Here is a 17,062-nt window from a genome sequence, read left to right as displayed (position 1 = left end):
TCTCCGCATGTTGGATACGCTTTCAAAAATGTAACGAAAAACGGCATTTTTTGCCGTCTTCTGTCGTTCACATTATAGCTTTTCTTCTATGATTTTGTCCAGCAAGGCATTGCAGCCCGCGTCCATTAATCGGTATGTTTCTTTAAAATTTCCGGTAAAATACGGGTCCGGCACCTCTCTCAGCTTTTCTTGTGGCAGCAGGTCCATAAATTTTAAAATGTCAGCCTCCGCTCCGCCCGCGAGTTTGCGTATGTTTCGCTCATTGGAATCATCCATACACACAATATAATCAAACGCTTCAAAATCATGGCCTTTCATCTGTCGCGCCTGTATACCTTGTTCACTAATTCCGTGCAGCTTGAGCTGCTTTAGCGTTCCCTCATGCGGTGGATTTCCGATATGCCAGTCTCCTGTTCCTGCCGAGTCTACCCGGATTTTCGCACCTAGTCCCCGTTCCTGCGCTTTATGTCTCAGTACCGCCTCCCCCATAGGGGAACGGCAAATATTACCCAAACACACAAACAAAACGTTAATCATTTCGCTCTCCTTCCTAATTACACGCTACAATTCCTTTTTTCTGTTCCATTGTAGCTATGCCCTCCAAAATTGTGCAAGCCATATTTAAGGCGTTATACTTAAAAGCTGATGAGCTATGTAGACGTATGGCAGAAGAAAGGATGTTGGATATGACGAAGAAGCGCGCCATTGTATTTTCCGGCGGTCGTCTTGGCGAGGAAGATCTACAACAAATACAACCCGGGGATTTCATTATTGGTGCAGATAAAGGTGCCCTATTCCTGATCGAACACGGCATTACGCCACACGTATCTGTAGGAGACTTTGATTCAGTAACACCTGAGGAAAAGTTACGGGTTGAATCTGCAAGTAAACGTATGCTTTCGTGCGATCCGGTACTCAAGGATCTGACAGATACAGAGCTTGCTCTGGAAATTGCCATGGATGAGCAGGCAGAGCATGTGCTTATGCTTGGCGTTACGGGTACAAGGATGGATCATACGCTGGCTAATATTCAAATATTGGTACGTGCAATGCAACATCATATAGGCTGTGCCATTATGGACGCCCATAACTATATTGAACTCACTGGATCAACGCTGGAGATTGAGCCTATGGGCTATACATATACATCACTAGTTCCTATGACTGCCGAAGTAACCGGTATAGAGCTGGATGGATTTATGTATCCACTGCACAATGCCACACTTAAAATGGGGCAATCACGCGGTGTCAGTAACAAGCTGATCGCTCCAAAAGGAACGATTTCCATTGAAAGCGGACTGCTGCTTGTGATCCAAAGCAAAGATTAAATATGACATTATTGTAATCTTTTCGAAAGAACTTTTTCTGCTTGAATCCCTTGCTAATCAAGAGTTTTATCATGTATTCCGATTTTTGAGATTCGATATTTTTTACAAATTGTAATTTTTAATCGTTTTTTAATAATTGGCGTGTAAGCCTTGTCCCTCAAGCATTTGAGCGTGCTTTTCCAACTATTAGGCGGTTTTAAAGCTGTTATACTCAACGCTGTAAGTTAGTTAGCAACTCAGCAAAATATTGTACAAATCAATTTCTGGAGGTACTTACAACATGAACATGCATAAAATCATAAAAAAGGCAATTATCACAGGAATGACAGCCACTATCGGCTTTGGAACGTTTGCGTTAGAGGGAACAAATACGGCTCAAGCTGCCACAGCTACTACTTCTGTAGGTCAAAAAATAATTAACTACGGTGAAAACTATATGGGAACTCCCTACAAATTCGGAGCTTCCACAAGCACTACACGCAATTTTGATTGCTCTTCCTTTACGAAACATATATTTCAGAAATACGGCATCGACTTGCCACGTACCTCTGTTGCACAATCGAATGTTGGACATGCCGTATCCAAGTCCAATTTGAAAAAGGGTGATCTTGTGTTCTTTTCGAGCGGTAGTCGCGCCACGGGTCGCAACATTACACATGTAGCGGTCTATGCAGGCGGAGGTAAAATTTTACACACATACGGTAGTCCGGGCGTTACCATCTCCGATTTGAATTCCGGTAACTGGAAAAGAACATACATCAAAGCACGCCGCGTGCTGTAGTATTCATTTGATTTAACGTATTTAAGCCGGGACACAGGATCTCGGCTTTTTTATATTTTCCAATACTATACTACTCTGCTTCCGGGGGTGTCCTGAGTGAATAGCCTATACCTCGTTGCGTGCGAATCATTTTGAATCTTTGCCCTTTGTCTACCTTGACTCTCAAATGCCTGATATACACGTCCACTACGTTCGTATCTACAATATAATCATGCTTCCAAACATCCTTCAAAATTTGCTGCCTGCTGCAAACCTGATTAAGATGTATAGCCAGATGAAGCAAAAGATCAAATTCCTTTGGAGTTAATTCCAGCTTCTGCCCGCCTCTGCTTACCAGTCTGCTTCCACTATCAATATGTAAATCACCCGCCTGTATCGGCCTTTTCACATCACGTGCAGCACCAAAAATCCACAATAAATTAGCCACTCTGGCTTGAAATACTCTAGGGGAAAAGGGTTGGACAATCACATCGTGTGCTCCCTGCTCAAAACAGGAAACAATATGGTTCTCATCATCTGATGAGGTCATTACGAATATTGGAACAGTGGGATCATTTTGTTGCATGGTACGGATCAAGCCTTGTGTATCAGGCTGCTCAGTATCCATATTCAGAAGCAGCAAATTCACAGAATTCTCGTCTAAATAATACTTTCCCTCTGCTATATTGCGGGCGTTAACCACCCGATAGCTTTCCTCCTCCAACTGACGTGTATACGTAGTAGCAGATGCTTCATTCCCATCCACGAGTAAAATTAACGGGTTCATTCTTCTCACCCACCTGTGTTTGGACATAGGACTGCAATATGGATACAGACGTATTTGATACAAACGATTCGAACCTATTTATTATATTGTAACAAAAAAGCAGTGAAATCATTCCACAAAGGAAGACTTCCTGCTTTTATGGTTTAGCCTAAATAACGATGATAGATTTTCCTTGCTTCTGTGACGTCTTTTGTTCCGTGTATTAATGCTCTCCCATCTGCAAAAATAACCAAACGGTGCGTCTCAACACTAAAAGAAACCAGAAACGGATTTTGCTCCACTGTTCCCTCTTCCAAAGAAGCCAGCCTGTCTGCTGTTTCTTTAAGATTCACCTGTCTCGGTTCTGCTGGTCTAATTTGAACGGTATCCCGGCCGCACAGCACATCTATTTTCTGGCGATGGGCTGCCGACAAATACGGATACGTCGGGTGGCTACCGCAAGAAGGACAATCCGTTTTTTTGACGCTATCCACTGTTATCGCTACATGCTCATTTTTCCACAAATCAAACGAAAGCAGCTTGCCCCTGAGATCAACACGGTATCCACCAAGTAGCTTGAAGGCTTCCGTGGTCTGGTTGGCCGTGACCATCTGCACCGCCTGTGGAATGATCCCCACGGTATCACAGGTTTCTCCGCCAAGCGGTACAGTTCCAAGCAGACAATGAAGACAAGGCGTTTTCCCTGGTAAAATGGTATAGGTTACACCATAGCTGCCAACACATCCCCCATAAATCCAGGGAATGCGATGCTTTTGTGCCACATCGTTCATAAGTAACCGGGTATCAAAGTTGTCGGTGGCATCCATAATGAGGTCTACTCCCTGAATCAGCTCCTCCAATTCCTCTACCCCGACATCCAGAACTTGTGCGTGTATGATCGTTTCCGAATTGATTTCCTGTAGTCTTCGCTGGGCAGCTACTGCTTTGGGGCACCTCTCTGCGGCGTCACTCTCCTGAAAAAGCTGCTGGCGCTGCAAGTTACTCCATTCCACATAATCCCGGTCTGCGATGGTCACTGTGCCTACGCCTCCGCGAACGAGCGTTTCCGCAATCCCGGTCCCCAGCGCTCCAGCACCAATGATCAGTACGTGGGACGAACCCAGCCGGCGTTGTCCTTCCGGCCCGAAAGGGGCGAATCTTTCTTGTCTGGAATAACGATCATTGGGTTGTACTTGCACACCCGTTTTTTCAGTCGCCTTCATGCCTGAACCAAGCCTTCTGTCGGGCTGCTTGCCGAGGCATAACGCTGTACAGAAATCATGCCCGCTTCAAAACCATATCTGCCCGCGCAAACAGCCAGCTTCATCGCCTCAGCCATTTTCACAGGGTCCTGAGCTCCTGATACAGCTGTATTCAAAAGTACGGCATCTGCCCCCAGTTGCATCGCCATTGCCGCATCGCCAGGCGAGCGAATGCCGGCATCGACGATAACCGGAACCTCCGCTTGCTCAATTATTAGCTCTAATGAAAACGGGTTTAGCAGGCCGCGTCCTGTACCAATAGGTGAAGCTCCAGGCATAACAGCATGTACGCCAAGCTTTTGCAGCCTTTTGGCCAGAATCACATCATCTGATATGTAGGGCAGCACGATAAAACCTTCCTCCAGCAGCTTTTCACTAGCCTTGAGTGTTTCAAAAGGATCAGGCAGCAATGTCTTGCTATCCCCAATGACCTCCACCTTAATCATGTCGCATAGACCTGAGGCTCTCGCCAGCTTAGCGATGCGCACTGCCTCGTCCGCCGTTGTCGCTCCTGCCGTATTGGGAAGCAGTGCATAACGACTCAAATCCAGTGTATCTAGAAAATGTTGCTTATCCCGTTCCTCCAGATTTAATCTTCGCACGGCAAATGTTAATATTTCGGTCTCCGCAGCTTCCACAGCTTTGGATTGAATATCCAGATCGACGAATTTTCCTGTACCCAATAACAGCCTTGACGTAAAAGATGCTTTACCAATCGTTAACATCATTAACCACCTCCCACAAAATGTATAATTTCCAATCTATCTCCATCTTTCAGTATCGCTTCATCATGATCCTCACGAGTCAATATGTGACGATTCAGCTCCACTACTACAGTTTTCACTTTCAAATCCAGCTCCTTCAGCAGTTGATCCACATGAATGATCCGACTGGAAAAGGTCATGCTCTGACCGTTAATCGTCAGCTTCATTTACTCGCCTCCTTTATATGTTCAGGAGAAAAGCCGCTTATTCCAAGCTCAGCCACACCAACCCCTTTTAACAGAGCTGCTATCGCAAACCCGGTAGCTTCGCTCAGCAACACGCCGTTCCGGTAGTGCCCGACTGCGGCATATACTCCTTCAACGCCGGGAACAGGCCCAATACAAGGACGCCGCGCCGCTGCCTGCGGACGCAAGCCCGCCCAAGTGCGTAAAAAAGAGGCTTCACGGACACGAGGCAGCCAGGCAGAAGCACGGGCCAGCAGCGCCTCCAGGCTTCCAATGGTCACCTCTTTGTCATGCTGATGCGGCAGACTCGTCGCTCCAATCCAAAGCTCGTTATTCCGCTTGGGCACCAAGTAAATATCATCGGCGTAGATGGTATATTCCAAGGGATGATCCTTCAAGGAGATAGCAATAGCCTCACCCTTGACCGGATAAAGCGGATATTCAAAACCAACCTGCTCCAGCAGCCTCATACTATCCAAGCCTCCAGCAATAATGACCTGTTCGCAGGAAAAAATGCCTCTGTTTGTTTGTACGCCACAAATTCGCCCATGCTGTACTATGAGATACTCAGCCTGTGTACCCGTCCATATTGTTGCTCCGAGCACCGTAGCTGCCCTTGCATAAGCACAACAAAGCTGGACCGGAGAAATCTGCGTCTCCTTTGAGCGGTATATAGCCCCGATCGCTTGACCATCCAAACCTGGAATTCGGCGGGCCAATTCTTTGGCATCCCACCAAACAGGATGATCATCCTCTCGCGCAATAGCCGCAGCCCAGCGTCTTTGTCCCTCGGCTTCAGACCGGAAGGGGGTCACAAATCCTTCTGTTCGGAATTCTACCTGAACACCGGACAAACGCTCTAGGTCACGAACCAGCTCGGGAAATGCATCCCGGCTTGAGCGAGCGAACTGTGCCAACTCCGGGTCGGTGAAATCATCACTCTCTGCTGCCAGCATCCCGACCGCAGCTCCTGAGGCTCCCTCGCCCGGAATGAAGCGCTCCAGCAATATCGTACTGCGCCCCTCCTTGGCCATATGATAAGCAATCGAGCTACCGATAACACCTCCACCAATGATCAAGCATTCAGCGTGTCCAATAGCTGGTGCCTTTGTTTTTATCTCTGGCATATGTTTCATCTCTCCCCTCCACTTACGATTGTGCTTGCAGCAAACTCCTATTTTCGTTTCACCACTACAGGCCGTGAACTACTCGATCTGTCATCCGCCTATATGCCCTCGCAGCCGCAACAGGGAACTCTGCCTTCCAGATGCCGGACATTACGGCAATTCCACTTGCACCCGCAGTATACAGCTCGTGAATATGGCGTGGTTGTATGCCGCCTAGAGCAATCACAGGGATGCTCAACAACCTGCTTATGCGCTCAAGCTGTGCTATACCTCGCGGAGTAACACCAGGCTTGCAGTGAGTCTCATACACATGTCCATAGAGTACATAATGCGCTCCTGCCCGTTCGGCAGCCTGTGCCTCCTCCAAGGAATGCACCGACACCCCACAGCGCATATCCTCTGAGAGTAAGCTTTTGACAGCTGCAACAGGTAATCCGTCAGCCGGTAGCTGGATAGCTCCAACGGAGGTCAGCAAAGCAACATCCACCCGGTCATTTACTGCAATTTGCTGTAAAGGAACTCCTCGATTCACCATACTGCGGGTTAAATCGAGCAATTCAGATGCGCTCTTCTGCTTCAAGCGCACATGTACATAATGAACATACGGATGAATAGCAGCAGCCACCTGGGCAGTATGTGCATGTGCACTGGAGTCGCCTTCCATCGTAATTACGTGCAATTCGATCTTATTCTCACCTCACAATGGACTAAATGGTTGTAAGCTGACCCTGTATCTTTACAGTCTCATATCGTGCTATACGTTATGGACTAACCACGTTTACCAGCAAAAAAATGAAGGGGTACGGTATATGAATACGAACGAAAACGCAAAAAAACCACTTCCCGAAGGAAGTGGTTTAACGTACGTCCAATAACCAAACGGATCATTATATCCGTATACGTATATCGTCCCACATACAAACAAAGTAATAAATTCGTTACCTCGTTTGTATGGCGCTCACTTCCCTACGCTGGCATAACCCAGATCAGGTGCAAAGGGTCCGAAATCCGGTTATTCCGTCTCAGCCGCATGGGCGGCTCCCCTAGTGTAACTATTTTATTGTATCAGCTAAAGATAGCTTAGCATAATTTCCTAATCCTGCAAACCCTGCTTCTTGTGAAGCTTGGTACAGAACTGGATATTTAGTTGACTTTACTTGTCCATTCTTCCACATTCCACGTTTTGGTTACCCAATCCTCATAAAAGTCCGGTTCGTGAGATACGAGCAGCACCGTTCCTTTGTACTCCTTCAAGGCACGCTTCAGCTCATCCTTCGCTTTGATGTCCAAGTGATTGGTAGGCTCATCGAAAAGCACCCAATTGCTTTCCCGCATTAACAGTTTGCATAGGCGGACTTTGGCCTGCTCACCACCACTGAGCGCGGATAGCGGACGGGTGATATGCTCATTTTTCAAACCGCAACGCGCCAAATGCGCCCGTACTTCATGCTGGTTCAAGTGCGGGAATTCATTCCACACATCCTCAATCGGTGTAACTTTCTCTGCTCGTACCTCTTGCTCAAAATAAGCTGACTGCAAGAAATCCCCTTGATAGGTCTTGCCGCTGATCGGCGGAATTTTTCCCAGAATGGTTTTGAGCAATGTCGATTTACCGACACCATTATAGCCCACAATCGCAATTTTATCGCCACGTTCAATCGTCATGGACATTCTAGGCAACAGAGCATGGGTGTAGCCAATTTCAAAATCAATACCCTCAAACACCGTTTTCCCACTCGCACGCGCTTCTTTAAATTGGAATGTTGGCTTAGCCGCTTCTTCCGGTTTATCAATGCGCTCGATTCGATCAAGCTGCTTCTCACGACTCTTCGCCCGACCTGACGTAGAGGCGCGCGCCTTATTGCGTTGAATGAAATCTTCCTGCTTCTTAATAAAATCCTGCTGCTTCTCATAAGCTTCAATATGCTGGCTTTTGTTCAGGTCTGCCATTTCAAGGAACTTTTCATAGTTGGCTGAATAACGGGTCAGCTTGGCAAATTCAAGATGATAGATGACATTAACGACCTGATTCATAAATTCAGTATCATGAGAAATAAGAATAAACGCATATGGATAATCCCTCAGATAACGTGTAAGCCATTCAATATGCTCTACATCCAAATAGTTGGTAGGCTCATCCAGCAGTAACACATTTGGCTTTTCCAATAGCAGCTTGGCAAGTAGGACCTTCGTTCGTTGTCCACCACTAAGTGCGGAAACATCCCGCTCCAGTCCTATTGCGGAAAGGCCCAATCCATTCGCCATTTCTTCAACCTTCACATCAATGAGGTAAAAATCCCCCATATCCAGTTGTTCCTGAATTTCACCCATCTCTTCCAGCAGCACTTCCAGTTCTTCGGGAGAAGCTTCCCCCATCTTGTCAGTGATCTGCATCATTTCCTTTTCCAATTCCAACAACGGGAGAAAGGCGTCCTTCAGTACATCCCGCACCGTTTTACCAGGTGTAAGCTTGGTGTGCTGATCCAAATACCCATAACGTACACGTGGAGTCCATTCCACTTTGCCTTCATCCTTAAGCAATTTTCCGGTCAGGATGTTCATCAGTGTCGATTTACCTACACCATTGGCTCCCACCAAACCTACACGTTCCCCTCCGAGCAATCGAAAGGATACATTTTTAAACAATGTGCGGTCCCCAAAATTATGGGATACATTTTCTACAGTCAATAAACTCATAAGCTGTTTTTGGCTCCTTATTATCATCGGCGATGCCGACTGTTCTTATTTCATATGCATTTCTTTCAAAGCCTTATTGTAGCACATCCAGTAGCCTTATCGGAATATTGAAAATGGGTGAATTTGAAGGATTTTGATATTGTCTGCTTATAAAAAAAGAAAACCACTCGTAGGAGTGATTTATTTAAAGATTGTTTAAAGATTTTATCTATTATCATTATCACATTTGTATTCAAAATACCCTGCGGCTGCCGCAGATTTTTCATCTGTAAAACGCTCTGTCGCTTTAAAGGGAGCAGGGCAGGAATCTCTGTAAAAATATTTCATTCCGGTATCCGGCTCTACGCCGCCGATCATGGCTTGTTTCCTGACGACTCTCCCCCCACCAAACCCATAGTTATTGTAGTATCTGTCTCCAACCGGGATTCCCTGGATAAACGCCATCAGCCCCACATCATCTACCGTGTTATACCATTCCTCTTGCGAGATAAGCGGCAGCGTGAATGTATACGATATACCATTATGTACTGCTTTCTCGTTATAGAGATTAATAAGTCGGCCCAGATCCTCCTGAATGCTGTGGACAATGGTGGAACGTCGTGCTTGCTCAAAAGCTTCCGGGTCATTCAGCAACGAGATCGTTGTCTGTCCCTGAAGCTCCTTCTGAAAGCCCTCTACCCACCTGTGATTCCTAGCATCGTAGGCATGTACATAATTATCCAAAGTAAACCCTACACTGTTACCTGCCGAATCAACGTAGGCATAAGGTTTTTTTTCACTCCATTTGGGTTCCTGGACAGCTTGTCCATGCTCATCTGTGTAAGATTCGGAAGCGAACACATAATAGCCGTCATAGTCCAGAATCGTAAGTGCAGGCATATAATCCAATAATGCGCGTTGTGCCACTGTATCCCCATCAATTCCCATATTAAGAAATAGGGTACGCAGGAACGTGTGCAGCGCTTCTTCTTTATCTACACGAAAAAACTTGTCCGATCCATACCCGGCCTCTCGTTCCTGACGCTCATTCTGTGAAAGCACGACACCTGCATCCTGAATTGCGGTACGGAGGGCAGAGGTATATTTCATTTCCAATTGCTGTACTTCGCGCTGATTCTGCACCCGCAGGTCACTAACTACGCCAAAGGGCAAAAACAACACGATAAATATAACTGCAAAATCAGTAATCTTCATTCAGAACCATGCCTCCGTAAGAAGCTGTAACCGCAGGTTTGCCGCTATTTGCCCCACCAAGGAGCCATGATTTGTACAAGTCCGCAGGAGTTCGATTCGTATTGTGTACCCTCACTGTAAAATAATCTCCTGACATCATGGTATACCGACGTGTTTGATCTGACTTTGGCTGCTGATTGTCTGGAAACAGTACAGGCAAGATTTGCGGGTTATAGTAACCGTCATATACGGAGGAATAGTAGCCGAGAAAGCTATCCGGCCTCGCCGCATCTGCATAGTCCGGTACATATTTTTTGTGCATATGCTCCAATTCAACCTCATACGTATTACCCGTCAGCTCTAGCTCACGCATAAAATCGTTATACATCGTCGGTGTAATATATCCCTTGGTTCTCACCATATCAACAAAACGTACGGTTGAATGATACGTATTTAACCCGGATATATCGTCCTGTCGTTCAGCGGCTTGAGCTGCGGGTACTATGTACAAAAGCAGTATAGCGAGCAATGCCCCTAACAGCTTGGATATAGATTGAACCACTTCAGTCCTCCCCCAATTTCTCAAAACGTATGGATTGTATTTCTCCATACTGATCACGCTGTGGATGCATGGAATATAAAGAGGAAGCATCAAGGGCTGATACATCGGGCTCAAACGGTTCGGAATACATATCGTATACTGTACCATCGACTTGAACAGAAATGCCTTCCTGCAAGTTCATGCGGATTGCCTGCATAACTTGAGTTCCTTTGACCCGTTCTGGCATACTCACCTTTAAAGTACGATTGATACGCCCCTCGGAATGCTCCTCCTGCTGCGATCTTAATTCCAGTGCAGTACCCATCTGACTGGACAGCTCTGCGGCCGTTGCACATGCGGTTATAAACAGCGTAACTGACACACCAAGCCGCAGCATACTTGAAGCGTGATCAGACATGCTACCCATCTCCCTTACAATTAATATCCTTATTCTTCTTCCTAGGATTGGGTGAACAACAACCCACGTACAACGTTTGATTTATCCTTGACGATTTCCGCCTTGAATTTACCACTTGGATTTACATATTCGTTTTCTTTCTCACTCAGCGTATTCGTTATTTTTCCTGTCTTATCACTTCCACCATTCACCGCTCCATACTGTTCACTGTCTGTGCTAATGTTCAGAGCATTACCGTACCACTGACCTGCCATGTTTTTTCCAGTTTTAATCTGAATACCAAATTGGTCCTTACCCTGAAATTTTCGCAGTGCATTAGTCACCTGGGACCCGCTGATCGTTGTACCGTCATACACCGTAAAAGAGGCTTGAGACAACTCGGTCTGGATATCGGCAAAATTGTTTTGTGCTGTTTTGGTTGCCTCCTGTGCCGAAATAAACAAAATAACTACAATTGTGATCAGTGCAATGGTCAAAAATATGCCAGCAGCTACTTTTAAGGCTGTTGATGCGTTATTCATTATTTTTCTCTCCTTAGCTGTGATATCGTAATAGAACTACTTACTGAATTTTTTGTATTTGCTCATAATAGCTATCCATTTGGACAAAGCTCATACCAATCAAAGGGATGACCAAATACAAAAAGATAAGACCGTACATCGGAGCAAAACCAATCATCCTTCCCCAGATGGCCTTACTGTCTATAATTTTTTCATACTCCTGTTTTCTTTGTTCAAAATAGTAAGACATATGGGAATCCAAATCGTCGAAGGCCTCTCGAATCGTAATTTTGCCCAAAGACAGATGCAGCTTGTCCACTAGGCGTTGAAATTCGGGGAGTGGCGCTTCTTCTTTCAACAAGTCAAGTGCTGCCTCAGGCCCGTGCTCATAATGAAGCAAGCATTTTTGTAAAGGTCTTTTGAAAATAACCGAAAATCGGTTCAGCCATTCCAATATTTCCTCCACAGACATTCGTTCCATGGCTCGCAAAATCGAAATGACCGTTTGAAACTGGTAAACCTCATGCCTCATATCCAAGCGCCGCATTTTTCGCTGCACATACAACAAGAGTATAGGCATCTGATAGGCTGCATACCCAGCAACCATACTAATCAGCACTTCCCACCACTTGATATATTCCGCGTTCCACGCTCCCAGCTTTTGCAGAATACGACGCGTATTTTCGGATAGCTGCTCCGGAGTATATCTGCTACCAGAAACCTGCTTCAATGCTGCATACGTCTGCTCATAGGTGCTGTCTGCCCTCATGTTTAGCGCATGCATCATTTTGCGGTCAATCTCACTCTGCTTGAAAGCTTCTTTTTCCTCCGCTGGACCCAAACGCCCAAACATTTGTCCCGATTGAACCGGAGCGTGGAGAATATGTGTTTTCTCAGCTTCATGTAAAATAAATACCATGCTAATGCTGAGCACCAATCCTGCGATAAAAAGAGTGATTCTGCGTATGTACAGCCACTCCAGTTTGACCTCTGCACCGCTTTCCTTTAGCAGCCGGGTCAGTTGGAAATAAGAGGGCATATGCTGCTGCGGAATTAAAGCATCCACCACATTACGAATAATGGGGAAACGGTACAGCTTTTGCTCCCAGACCCGCCGTCCTTTGCCCGCACGATATCCAGTCTCGTCAGTCTGTTGCAGCTTTTGTAGCAGGAAGTAAGATACAATAATTACAATATAGACAGACAATTTTGTGATAAAGCCCCATTTCCCCTGATAAAACTCATCCATAGATGGAAAGCTGGACCTTGCCCATCTTTCGATCGGCATTGTAAAGAAAACAGGTGCAAGTGCGATCACATTTAAACTTTTAAGCAGGTAGTCCAGTTTATTTCTCCGCAGTAGCTCCAGTTGGATTTCGCGCGCAAGACTGCCAAGTCCCTTTAAATAAATGGAGCCTCCCTCTTCAATCCGGTCACCAAATTCCATTACCATATATGAAATACCGGCAAATGCTTTTAAAAACCGATTAGGAGCAGACTCATAGTATCTTTCCAACGCTTCGTGCGGATCAGCGTCCGTCAGCGCCTCATGAATAAGTCGCGCATGCCTTCCAGCCTCAGATCCTGCCAAATCGGCCGCCTCAGATATTGCCTCTTCCACCATGCCGTGCTGATGATAATGATGGCGTACATTGTCGAACAATTCGATCATCTGTGCAAGCAGCCTTTTTTCCATCCGGCTAATCGCCATATCCAAAATGAGACTATTAATCACCACTCCGCATAACAAAGCCAGCACGGCAAACTCTAGCCCAGGTTTCATCATAAGCAACACAACGCCGCTACAAGCAAAAGCCACCCAGATGAACAACGTCATTTTCATCGTTTCAAGGCGAAGCTTATATTCATCATAGGCGTGCAAACCGGATAATCGTTTGCGTACACTCGTGATGTACCCGGATGTAATAGGGTATCTCATGCCTAGCGTGTACAACTTGTGCATTGCAGATTGCATTTGCCGTTGCAGTACTGCTTTTCCCTTGCGTCCCTCTCGCACAGAATGAATTCGCCCTCCGCGGATTGCATGACCATTGCGCTTACGCAGCCACCACAAAGCCACATAGAGGAGCGCAAAGCATCCACCGGAAATGAGCAAAACCCACAGTAAAATTACTTTAAGACTCATAGGCTTCCTCCCAATAGCGAGTCAGGAATCTGCGAAAATCTCCGGCATCCTTGACGTTCATTTGTTCACACATTTCTTCTGCACTTTTGACTGTTAGAGGCTCGATCGCCATATATCTCCCATTCCGATATTCCATAACATGACGATAGCTATAGCTCGACGCAGAGTTGGAGCCTGAATCTATATGATCAGAATCGTGCGGCACACATTCCGTAATCCGTTCAATATATCGCCGTCCCTCAGCATCACGCTTGAGATGCACATCAAAGTTAATGACATGAACGACCTGTTCCTCGGCAATACCTTCATGCTGAAACACTCCTGTTTTAAGCAGTGAATTACGAAGAGAGAACACAAGATCGCGAAAGGTTTTGGCATGATGGGTAAAAATGGTGAACAGACTGGCAACCTGCGACATTTGAATCATCCATGCGGCTACTTCGTCACTCGCTACTTCACCAAGGATATTGACGGTTCCATCTGTCTTTTTCTGCAAATCAAGCCCTTGTTGCCCTGAAATATGATCCGTTTCCCGAAAGGTCAGAATGTTACGGCGGCTGTAAATGCTACGCAGATGCAACTCAAAGGCCATTTCCTGCACACGAAGCGTATACGAAGCGTAAATATGCTTGACCATCGCCATCAGAAGCGTCGTTTTACCTGAGCCTTGCGCCCCGGTGATTGCTGTGATCCGGCTGCCTTTCATTAAATAAGAAAGTAACTGTATCGGAAACTCAGCATTTTCCCCCTTAATTAATTGCTCGAGCGATGCGCTTTGAATATCAAATTTACGGACAAAGAAAGCCCACGATTCTGAAAAAGGAGGTCTTACTACAACGACCCGTGACCCATCTTTCATTTCGTTCACCTTATATCCATTTGCTTCGGAAAGCTGTCCGGGGTAATTGTATTTGTAAATATTTTGGCACACCCTTTTAAGCTCCCGCTCTGAACCGAAGGAAAGGAACGAAAGGTGAATGGTCTTGCCTTTATAAAAAATCCACACGCTCTCATAGCCATTAGCTATCGGTTCAGATACTTGTTCGGATGTATAATGATCAGAAGGCCAATCCGCCGATACAGGTATTCCGCCTTCCGGTACACCGCTAACGCCCCCACTGACACCGTCGATCCGCTGGTCACGAATATCATCAATGACGGAAAAGCCTTTATAGTGCTGATAAATCCGCTGTACAATAATATCTACCTTCTCCAGAAAGGAGAGAGGGCGATGCTCACAGTCATAGATATAGCGAATATCCTCCGCCGTGATATGATAACTTCCATCCTCTTCACCTTGCTGCGAATACCTCATTTCCGCCAAATCATAAGTATCGAGTAAGCGTGAAAGAGCATCAACACCAAACTTTTGCTGATATTGGTAAAATACAATTTCGAATTGGTCCTGTACGCTAAACAGCTCTGGTCTGGAGAATGGCATAACACTATCGACGATCTTTTCGTTCAAGCCGTAACCGTTAATCAGCAGCTCAGCCATCAGGTTTTTAACAAACCGTTTGTCTCCACTACTGCCATTGGCGCAGTCCTTTAACGCCCTGCGCAGCTCGGCCCTTTGATGGATACGCCGCCTGTATTCCTCTTCATGTAATCCGGCATCCGCCATCTGGCTATGACTTAGCTCATGCAGCGCATTTTTGATGTACTCCATCAGCGTCTCCAATGTGGCATCTTCACTCTCTGGAGCTACTCGAGTAGTTGAATGCCGCAAGCGAAGGCTCCCTCGGTATTTAACGATAACCAGTATGATACACAACAGAATGATGCAAGTAAGAATTAGCACGTTGATCATTTGAGGGGACAGCATTTAAGCGCCCCTCTCCAAAGCCTTGAGCCGAAGATCGGACTCTGCCGCCTCCAGAATAGCCTTGCTAATCTGCCGTATGCTCTGTGCCCATCCTACTGGCATAAAAAGCTTACGGTCCTTCTCTTTCCCGCTTCGTACATCCCGTTGCACATGACCTATCATGTCTCTGCGGTTCCACGCATCCATAAATTCGGTGCTGTAAGGAACAGTATGGAGTGCTCCCTTGTAGCCATACCTCCTGCGAATATTCGTCACATTTGCTTGAGAATGCACATCATATTTCCCAAGCACGATCAATAGTGGCAATTCCGAGTAAATAGATAATGGAGACACTGATTCAAAGTAGGCATCCAGTTCTCTCATATTTTGAGTTAGCGAAAGAACCGCCAGCTTGGATCGCACACATGCTTCATGCTGTACAGCTCCCCATCCTGCTCCACTCCCTGCATCAACCAGCGTCAAATCATAATACTGATCCGCTGTATCCATCACTGCTCGTACAAGAGCAGAGGATAACAGGGGCGGCGCGGCTCCAAAGCTTGAGGTTCCCTCAAGCACATCGAGAGTCTGCTCCAGTACAGGCGTCGTATAATTACGAATATTTTCTCTAGACAATGTCCCTCGCAGAGCTAATCGTGCAAGAGCATCCCAACCTCCCTCCTGAAGCTGTAAGCTTGGATCGTCCATACGATGTTCTTGTATAGGAAATCCCGACTCTATACCGGTATGTCTGCGCCCCAAATGGGTCAGCAGCAGTCGTCCTCTATAAAGATTACCTATGGTGACGGCTATGGCAGCCGCTAAGGAACTGCTTCCACTCGCTCCCTTAACCGGACTCCAAAACAAAATGGTACTCATGCTTTCCTCCTCTCCGCATGCTTTAACGCACGACGGCTCTCTTTGGGTTCCCAATCCATTAATTCTCCAATACAACGACTCAGCTCTTTCTTGTACACTCTAGACAATGGCTTAAGCTTGAGCTGTTGTTTGTGCTCATTTTCAAGCTTTAGGGCAAAATGCCCTTCATCCCATGGCAAGACATACGGTTCCTGCTGCCAAGAGGCAGGGAAGTGGTTCATGTATTCCCACAAATACGGCTCCTCCACGCCACAATCTACAGCCTGTATAAATAATTTGTGAAATACGAGATTTTTGGGAAATTCAGGTTGACTGAACAAACGCTCAAGCCACACCCGTCCGTTATCCATTAACATCCGGCTATAGTCACTGACCCAAATCCGCTGTTCTGCCTCTTGCCAAGCAGATATCGGACAGAAATCCGGCGACTCTACATCCAGAATAACGATGTCATAAGCCAAACCTGCTTTCCGATCAGCCATCATACCAATATGCAGATCCTCCCAAGATGTAAAACCCATGGCCACATCAAAATCGCCAAACTGCACAATGGGGAGGGGTTTGTCGAGCATCCCTATGCTATATCGATACTGTCCCCGCAGCGTAGCATCCACAAGCAACACTCGTTGACCGGATGCTGCCAATATACTGCTGATATATAACAAGGTATCGCTTTTATCACATAGCCCGGCAAATATCCAAGTTTTCATAC

18 protein-coding genes and 1 riboswitch are annotated in these 17,062 nt (G+C 46.2%); of the genes, 2 read left to right on the top strand and 16 right to left on the bottom strand.

Features of this window, described 5'->3' with window-relative positions; all coding sequences use genetic code 11:
• Window positions 1–72: 72 nt before the first annotated feature.
• Window positions 73–537 (bottom strand): low molecular weight protein-tyrosine-phosphatase, encoded by a 465-nt coding sequence (locus ACIFQM_RS02700; RefSeq protein ID WP_430043815.1) that lies wholly within the window; start codon window positions 535–537, stop codon window positions 73–75.
• 149 nt (window positions 538–686) lie between these two features.
• Here ACIFQM_RS02700 and ACIFQM_RS02695 point away from each other — a divergent pair, with 149 nt between their 5' ends.
• Window positions 687–1,328, top strand: coding sequence for a thiamine diphosphokinase (locus ACIFQM_RS02695; RefSeq protein WP_430043814.1), 642 nt, complete (start codon window positions 687–689; stop codon window positions 1,326–1,328).
• Window positions 1,329–1,608: 280 nt separating this feature from the next.
• On the top strand, window positions 1,609–2,109 hold the full coding sequence (locus ACIFQM_RS02690; protein ID WP_430043812.1) for a C40 family peptidase: 501 nt from the start codon (window positions 1,609–1,611) through the stop codon (window positions 2,107–2,109).
• Between the two features lie 70 nt (window positions 2,110–2,179).
• On the opposite strand, the gene ACIFQM_RS02685 is transcribed toward ACIFQM_RS02690, so the two are convergent.
• The 15 genes from ACIFQM_RS02685 to ACIFQM_RS02615 all read right to left on the bottom strand — a co-directional run bounded on the left by ACIFQM_RS02685 (window position 2,180) and on the right by ACIFQM_RS02615 (window position 17,060).
• Window positions 2,180–2,875 carry a response regulator transcription factor gene (locus ACIFQM_RS02685; RefSeq protein ID WP_430043810.1) on the bottom strand — a complete coding sequence of 232 codons (696 nt, stop codon included), beginning with the start codon at window positions 2,873–2,875 and terminating at the stop codon, window positions 2,180–2,182.
• A gap of 143 nt (window positions 2,876–3,018) precedes the next feature.
• The gene (locus tag ACIFQM_RS02680) at window positions 3,019–4,077 is read right to left on the bottom strand and encodes a ThiF family adenylyltransferase (protein WP_430043808.1); all 1,059 of its coding nucleotides are present in this window, start codon (window positions 4,075–4,077) and stop codon (window positions 3,019–3,021) included.
• Entirely contained in the window at window positions 4,074–4,841 is a 768-nt protein-coding gene (locus ACIFQM_RS02675) for a thiazole synthase (protein ID WP_430043833.1), read from the bottom strand. Before ACIFQM_RS02675 ends, ACIFQM_RS02680 begins: the two co-directional genes overlap by 4 nt.
• 2 nt (window positions 4,842–4,843) lie before the next feature.
• Window positions 4,844–5,047, bottom strand: a complete 204-nt coding sequence (gene thiS / locus ACIFQM_RS02670; RefSeq protein ID WP_430043806.1) for a sulfur carrier protein ThiS — start codon at window positions 5,045–5,047, stop codon at window positions 4,844–4,846.
• On the bottom strand, window positions 5,044–6,192 hold the full coding sequence (gene thiO, locus ACIFQM_RS02665; RefSeq protein ID WP_430043805.1) for a glycine oxidase ThiO: 1,149 nt from the start codon (window positions 6,190–6,192) through the stop codon (window positions 5,044–5,046). The genes thiS and thiO overlap by 4 nt, the downstream gene beginning before the upstream one ends.
• 64 nt (window positions 6,193–6,256) lie before the next feature.
• Entirely contained in the window at window positions 6,257–6,871 is a 615-nt protein-coding gene (locus ACIFQM_RS02660; RefSeq protein WP_430043803.1) for a thiamine phosphate synthase, read from the bottom strand.
• 267 nt (window positions 6,872–7,138) lie between these two features.
• Window positions 7,139–7,247, bottom strand: a riboswitch (TPP riboswitch).
• Window positions 7,248–7,335: 88 nt separating this feature from the next.
• Complete coding sequence (abc-f, locus tag ACIFQM_RS02655) at window positions 7,336–8,889, bottom strand: ribosomal protection-like ABC-F family protein (RefSeq protein WP_430043801.1); 1,554 nt, start codon at window positions 8,887–8,889, stop codon at window positions 7,336–7,338.
• 204 nt (window positions 8,890–9,093) lie between these two features.
• Window positions 9,094–10,083, bottom strand: coding sequence for a hypothetical protein (locus ACIFQM_RS02650; protein WP_430043800.1), 990 nt, complete (start codon window positions 10,081–10,083; stop codon window positions 9,094–9,096).
• Entirely contained in the window at window positions 10,070–10,624 is a 555-nt protein-coding gene (locus ACIFQM_RS02645) for a hypothetical protein (RefSeq protein ID WP_430043798.1), read from the bottom strand. Before ACIFQM_RS02645 ends, ACIFQM_RS02650 begins: the two co-directional genes overlap by 14 nt.
• Window position 10,625: 1 nt before the next feature.
• Entirely contained in the window at window positions 10,626–11,021 is a 396-nt protein-coding gene (locus tag ACIFQM_RS02640; RefSeq protein ID WP_430043796.1) for a hypothetical protein, read from the bottom strand.
• 41 nt (window positions 11,022–11,062) lie between these two features.
• Window positions 11,063–11,542, bottom strand: a complete 480-nt coding sequence (locus tag ACIFQM_RS02635) for an ABC transporter permease (RefSeq protein ID WP_137063305.1) — start codon at window positions 11,540–11,542, stop codon at window positions 11,063–11,065.
• 40 nt (window positions 11,543–11,582) lie between these two features.
• Entirely contained in the window at window positions 11,583–13,667 is a 2,085-nt protein-coding gene (locus tag ACIFQM_RS02630) for a hypothetical protein (protein ID WP_430043794.1), read from the bottom strand.
• On the bottom strand, window positions 13,657–15,492 hold the full coding sequence (locus tag ACIFQM_RS02625) for an ATPase, T2SS/T4P/T4SS family (protein ID WP_430043792.1): 1,836 nt from the start codon (window positions 15,490–15,492) through the stop codon (window positions 13,657–13,659). The genes ACIFQM_RS02630 and ACIFQM_RS02625 overlap by 11 nt, the downstream gene beginning before the upstream one ends.
• Window positions 15,493–16,350 carry a hypothetical protein gene (locus ACIFQM_RS02620; RefSeq protein WP_430043790.1) on the bottom strand — a complete coding sequence of 286 codons (858 nt, stop codon included), beginning with the start codon at window positions 16,348–16,350 and terminating at the stop codon, window positions 15,493–15,495. It abuts the gene before it with no gap.
• On the bottom strand, window positions 16,347–17,060 hold the full coding sequence (locus tag ACIFQM_RS02615) for a hypothetical protein (RefSeq protein ID WP_430043788.1): 714 nt from the start codon (window positions 17,058–17,060) through the stop codon (window positions 16,347–16,349). Before ACIFQM_RS02615 ends, ACIFQM_RS02620 begins: the two co-directional genes overlap by 4 nt.
• Window positions 17,061–17,062: the final 2 nt, after the last annotated feature.

The organism is Paenibacillus sp. NRS-1782 (assembly GCF_050467685.1).
Classification (GTDB): Bacteria; Bacillota; Bacilli; order Paenibacillales; family Paenibacillaceae; genus Paenibacillus; species Paenibacillus terrae_A.
Note: the sequence above shows the minus strand (reverse complement) of the source record. Positions and strands in the feature narration are given on the sequence as shown.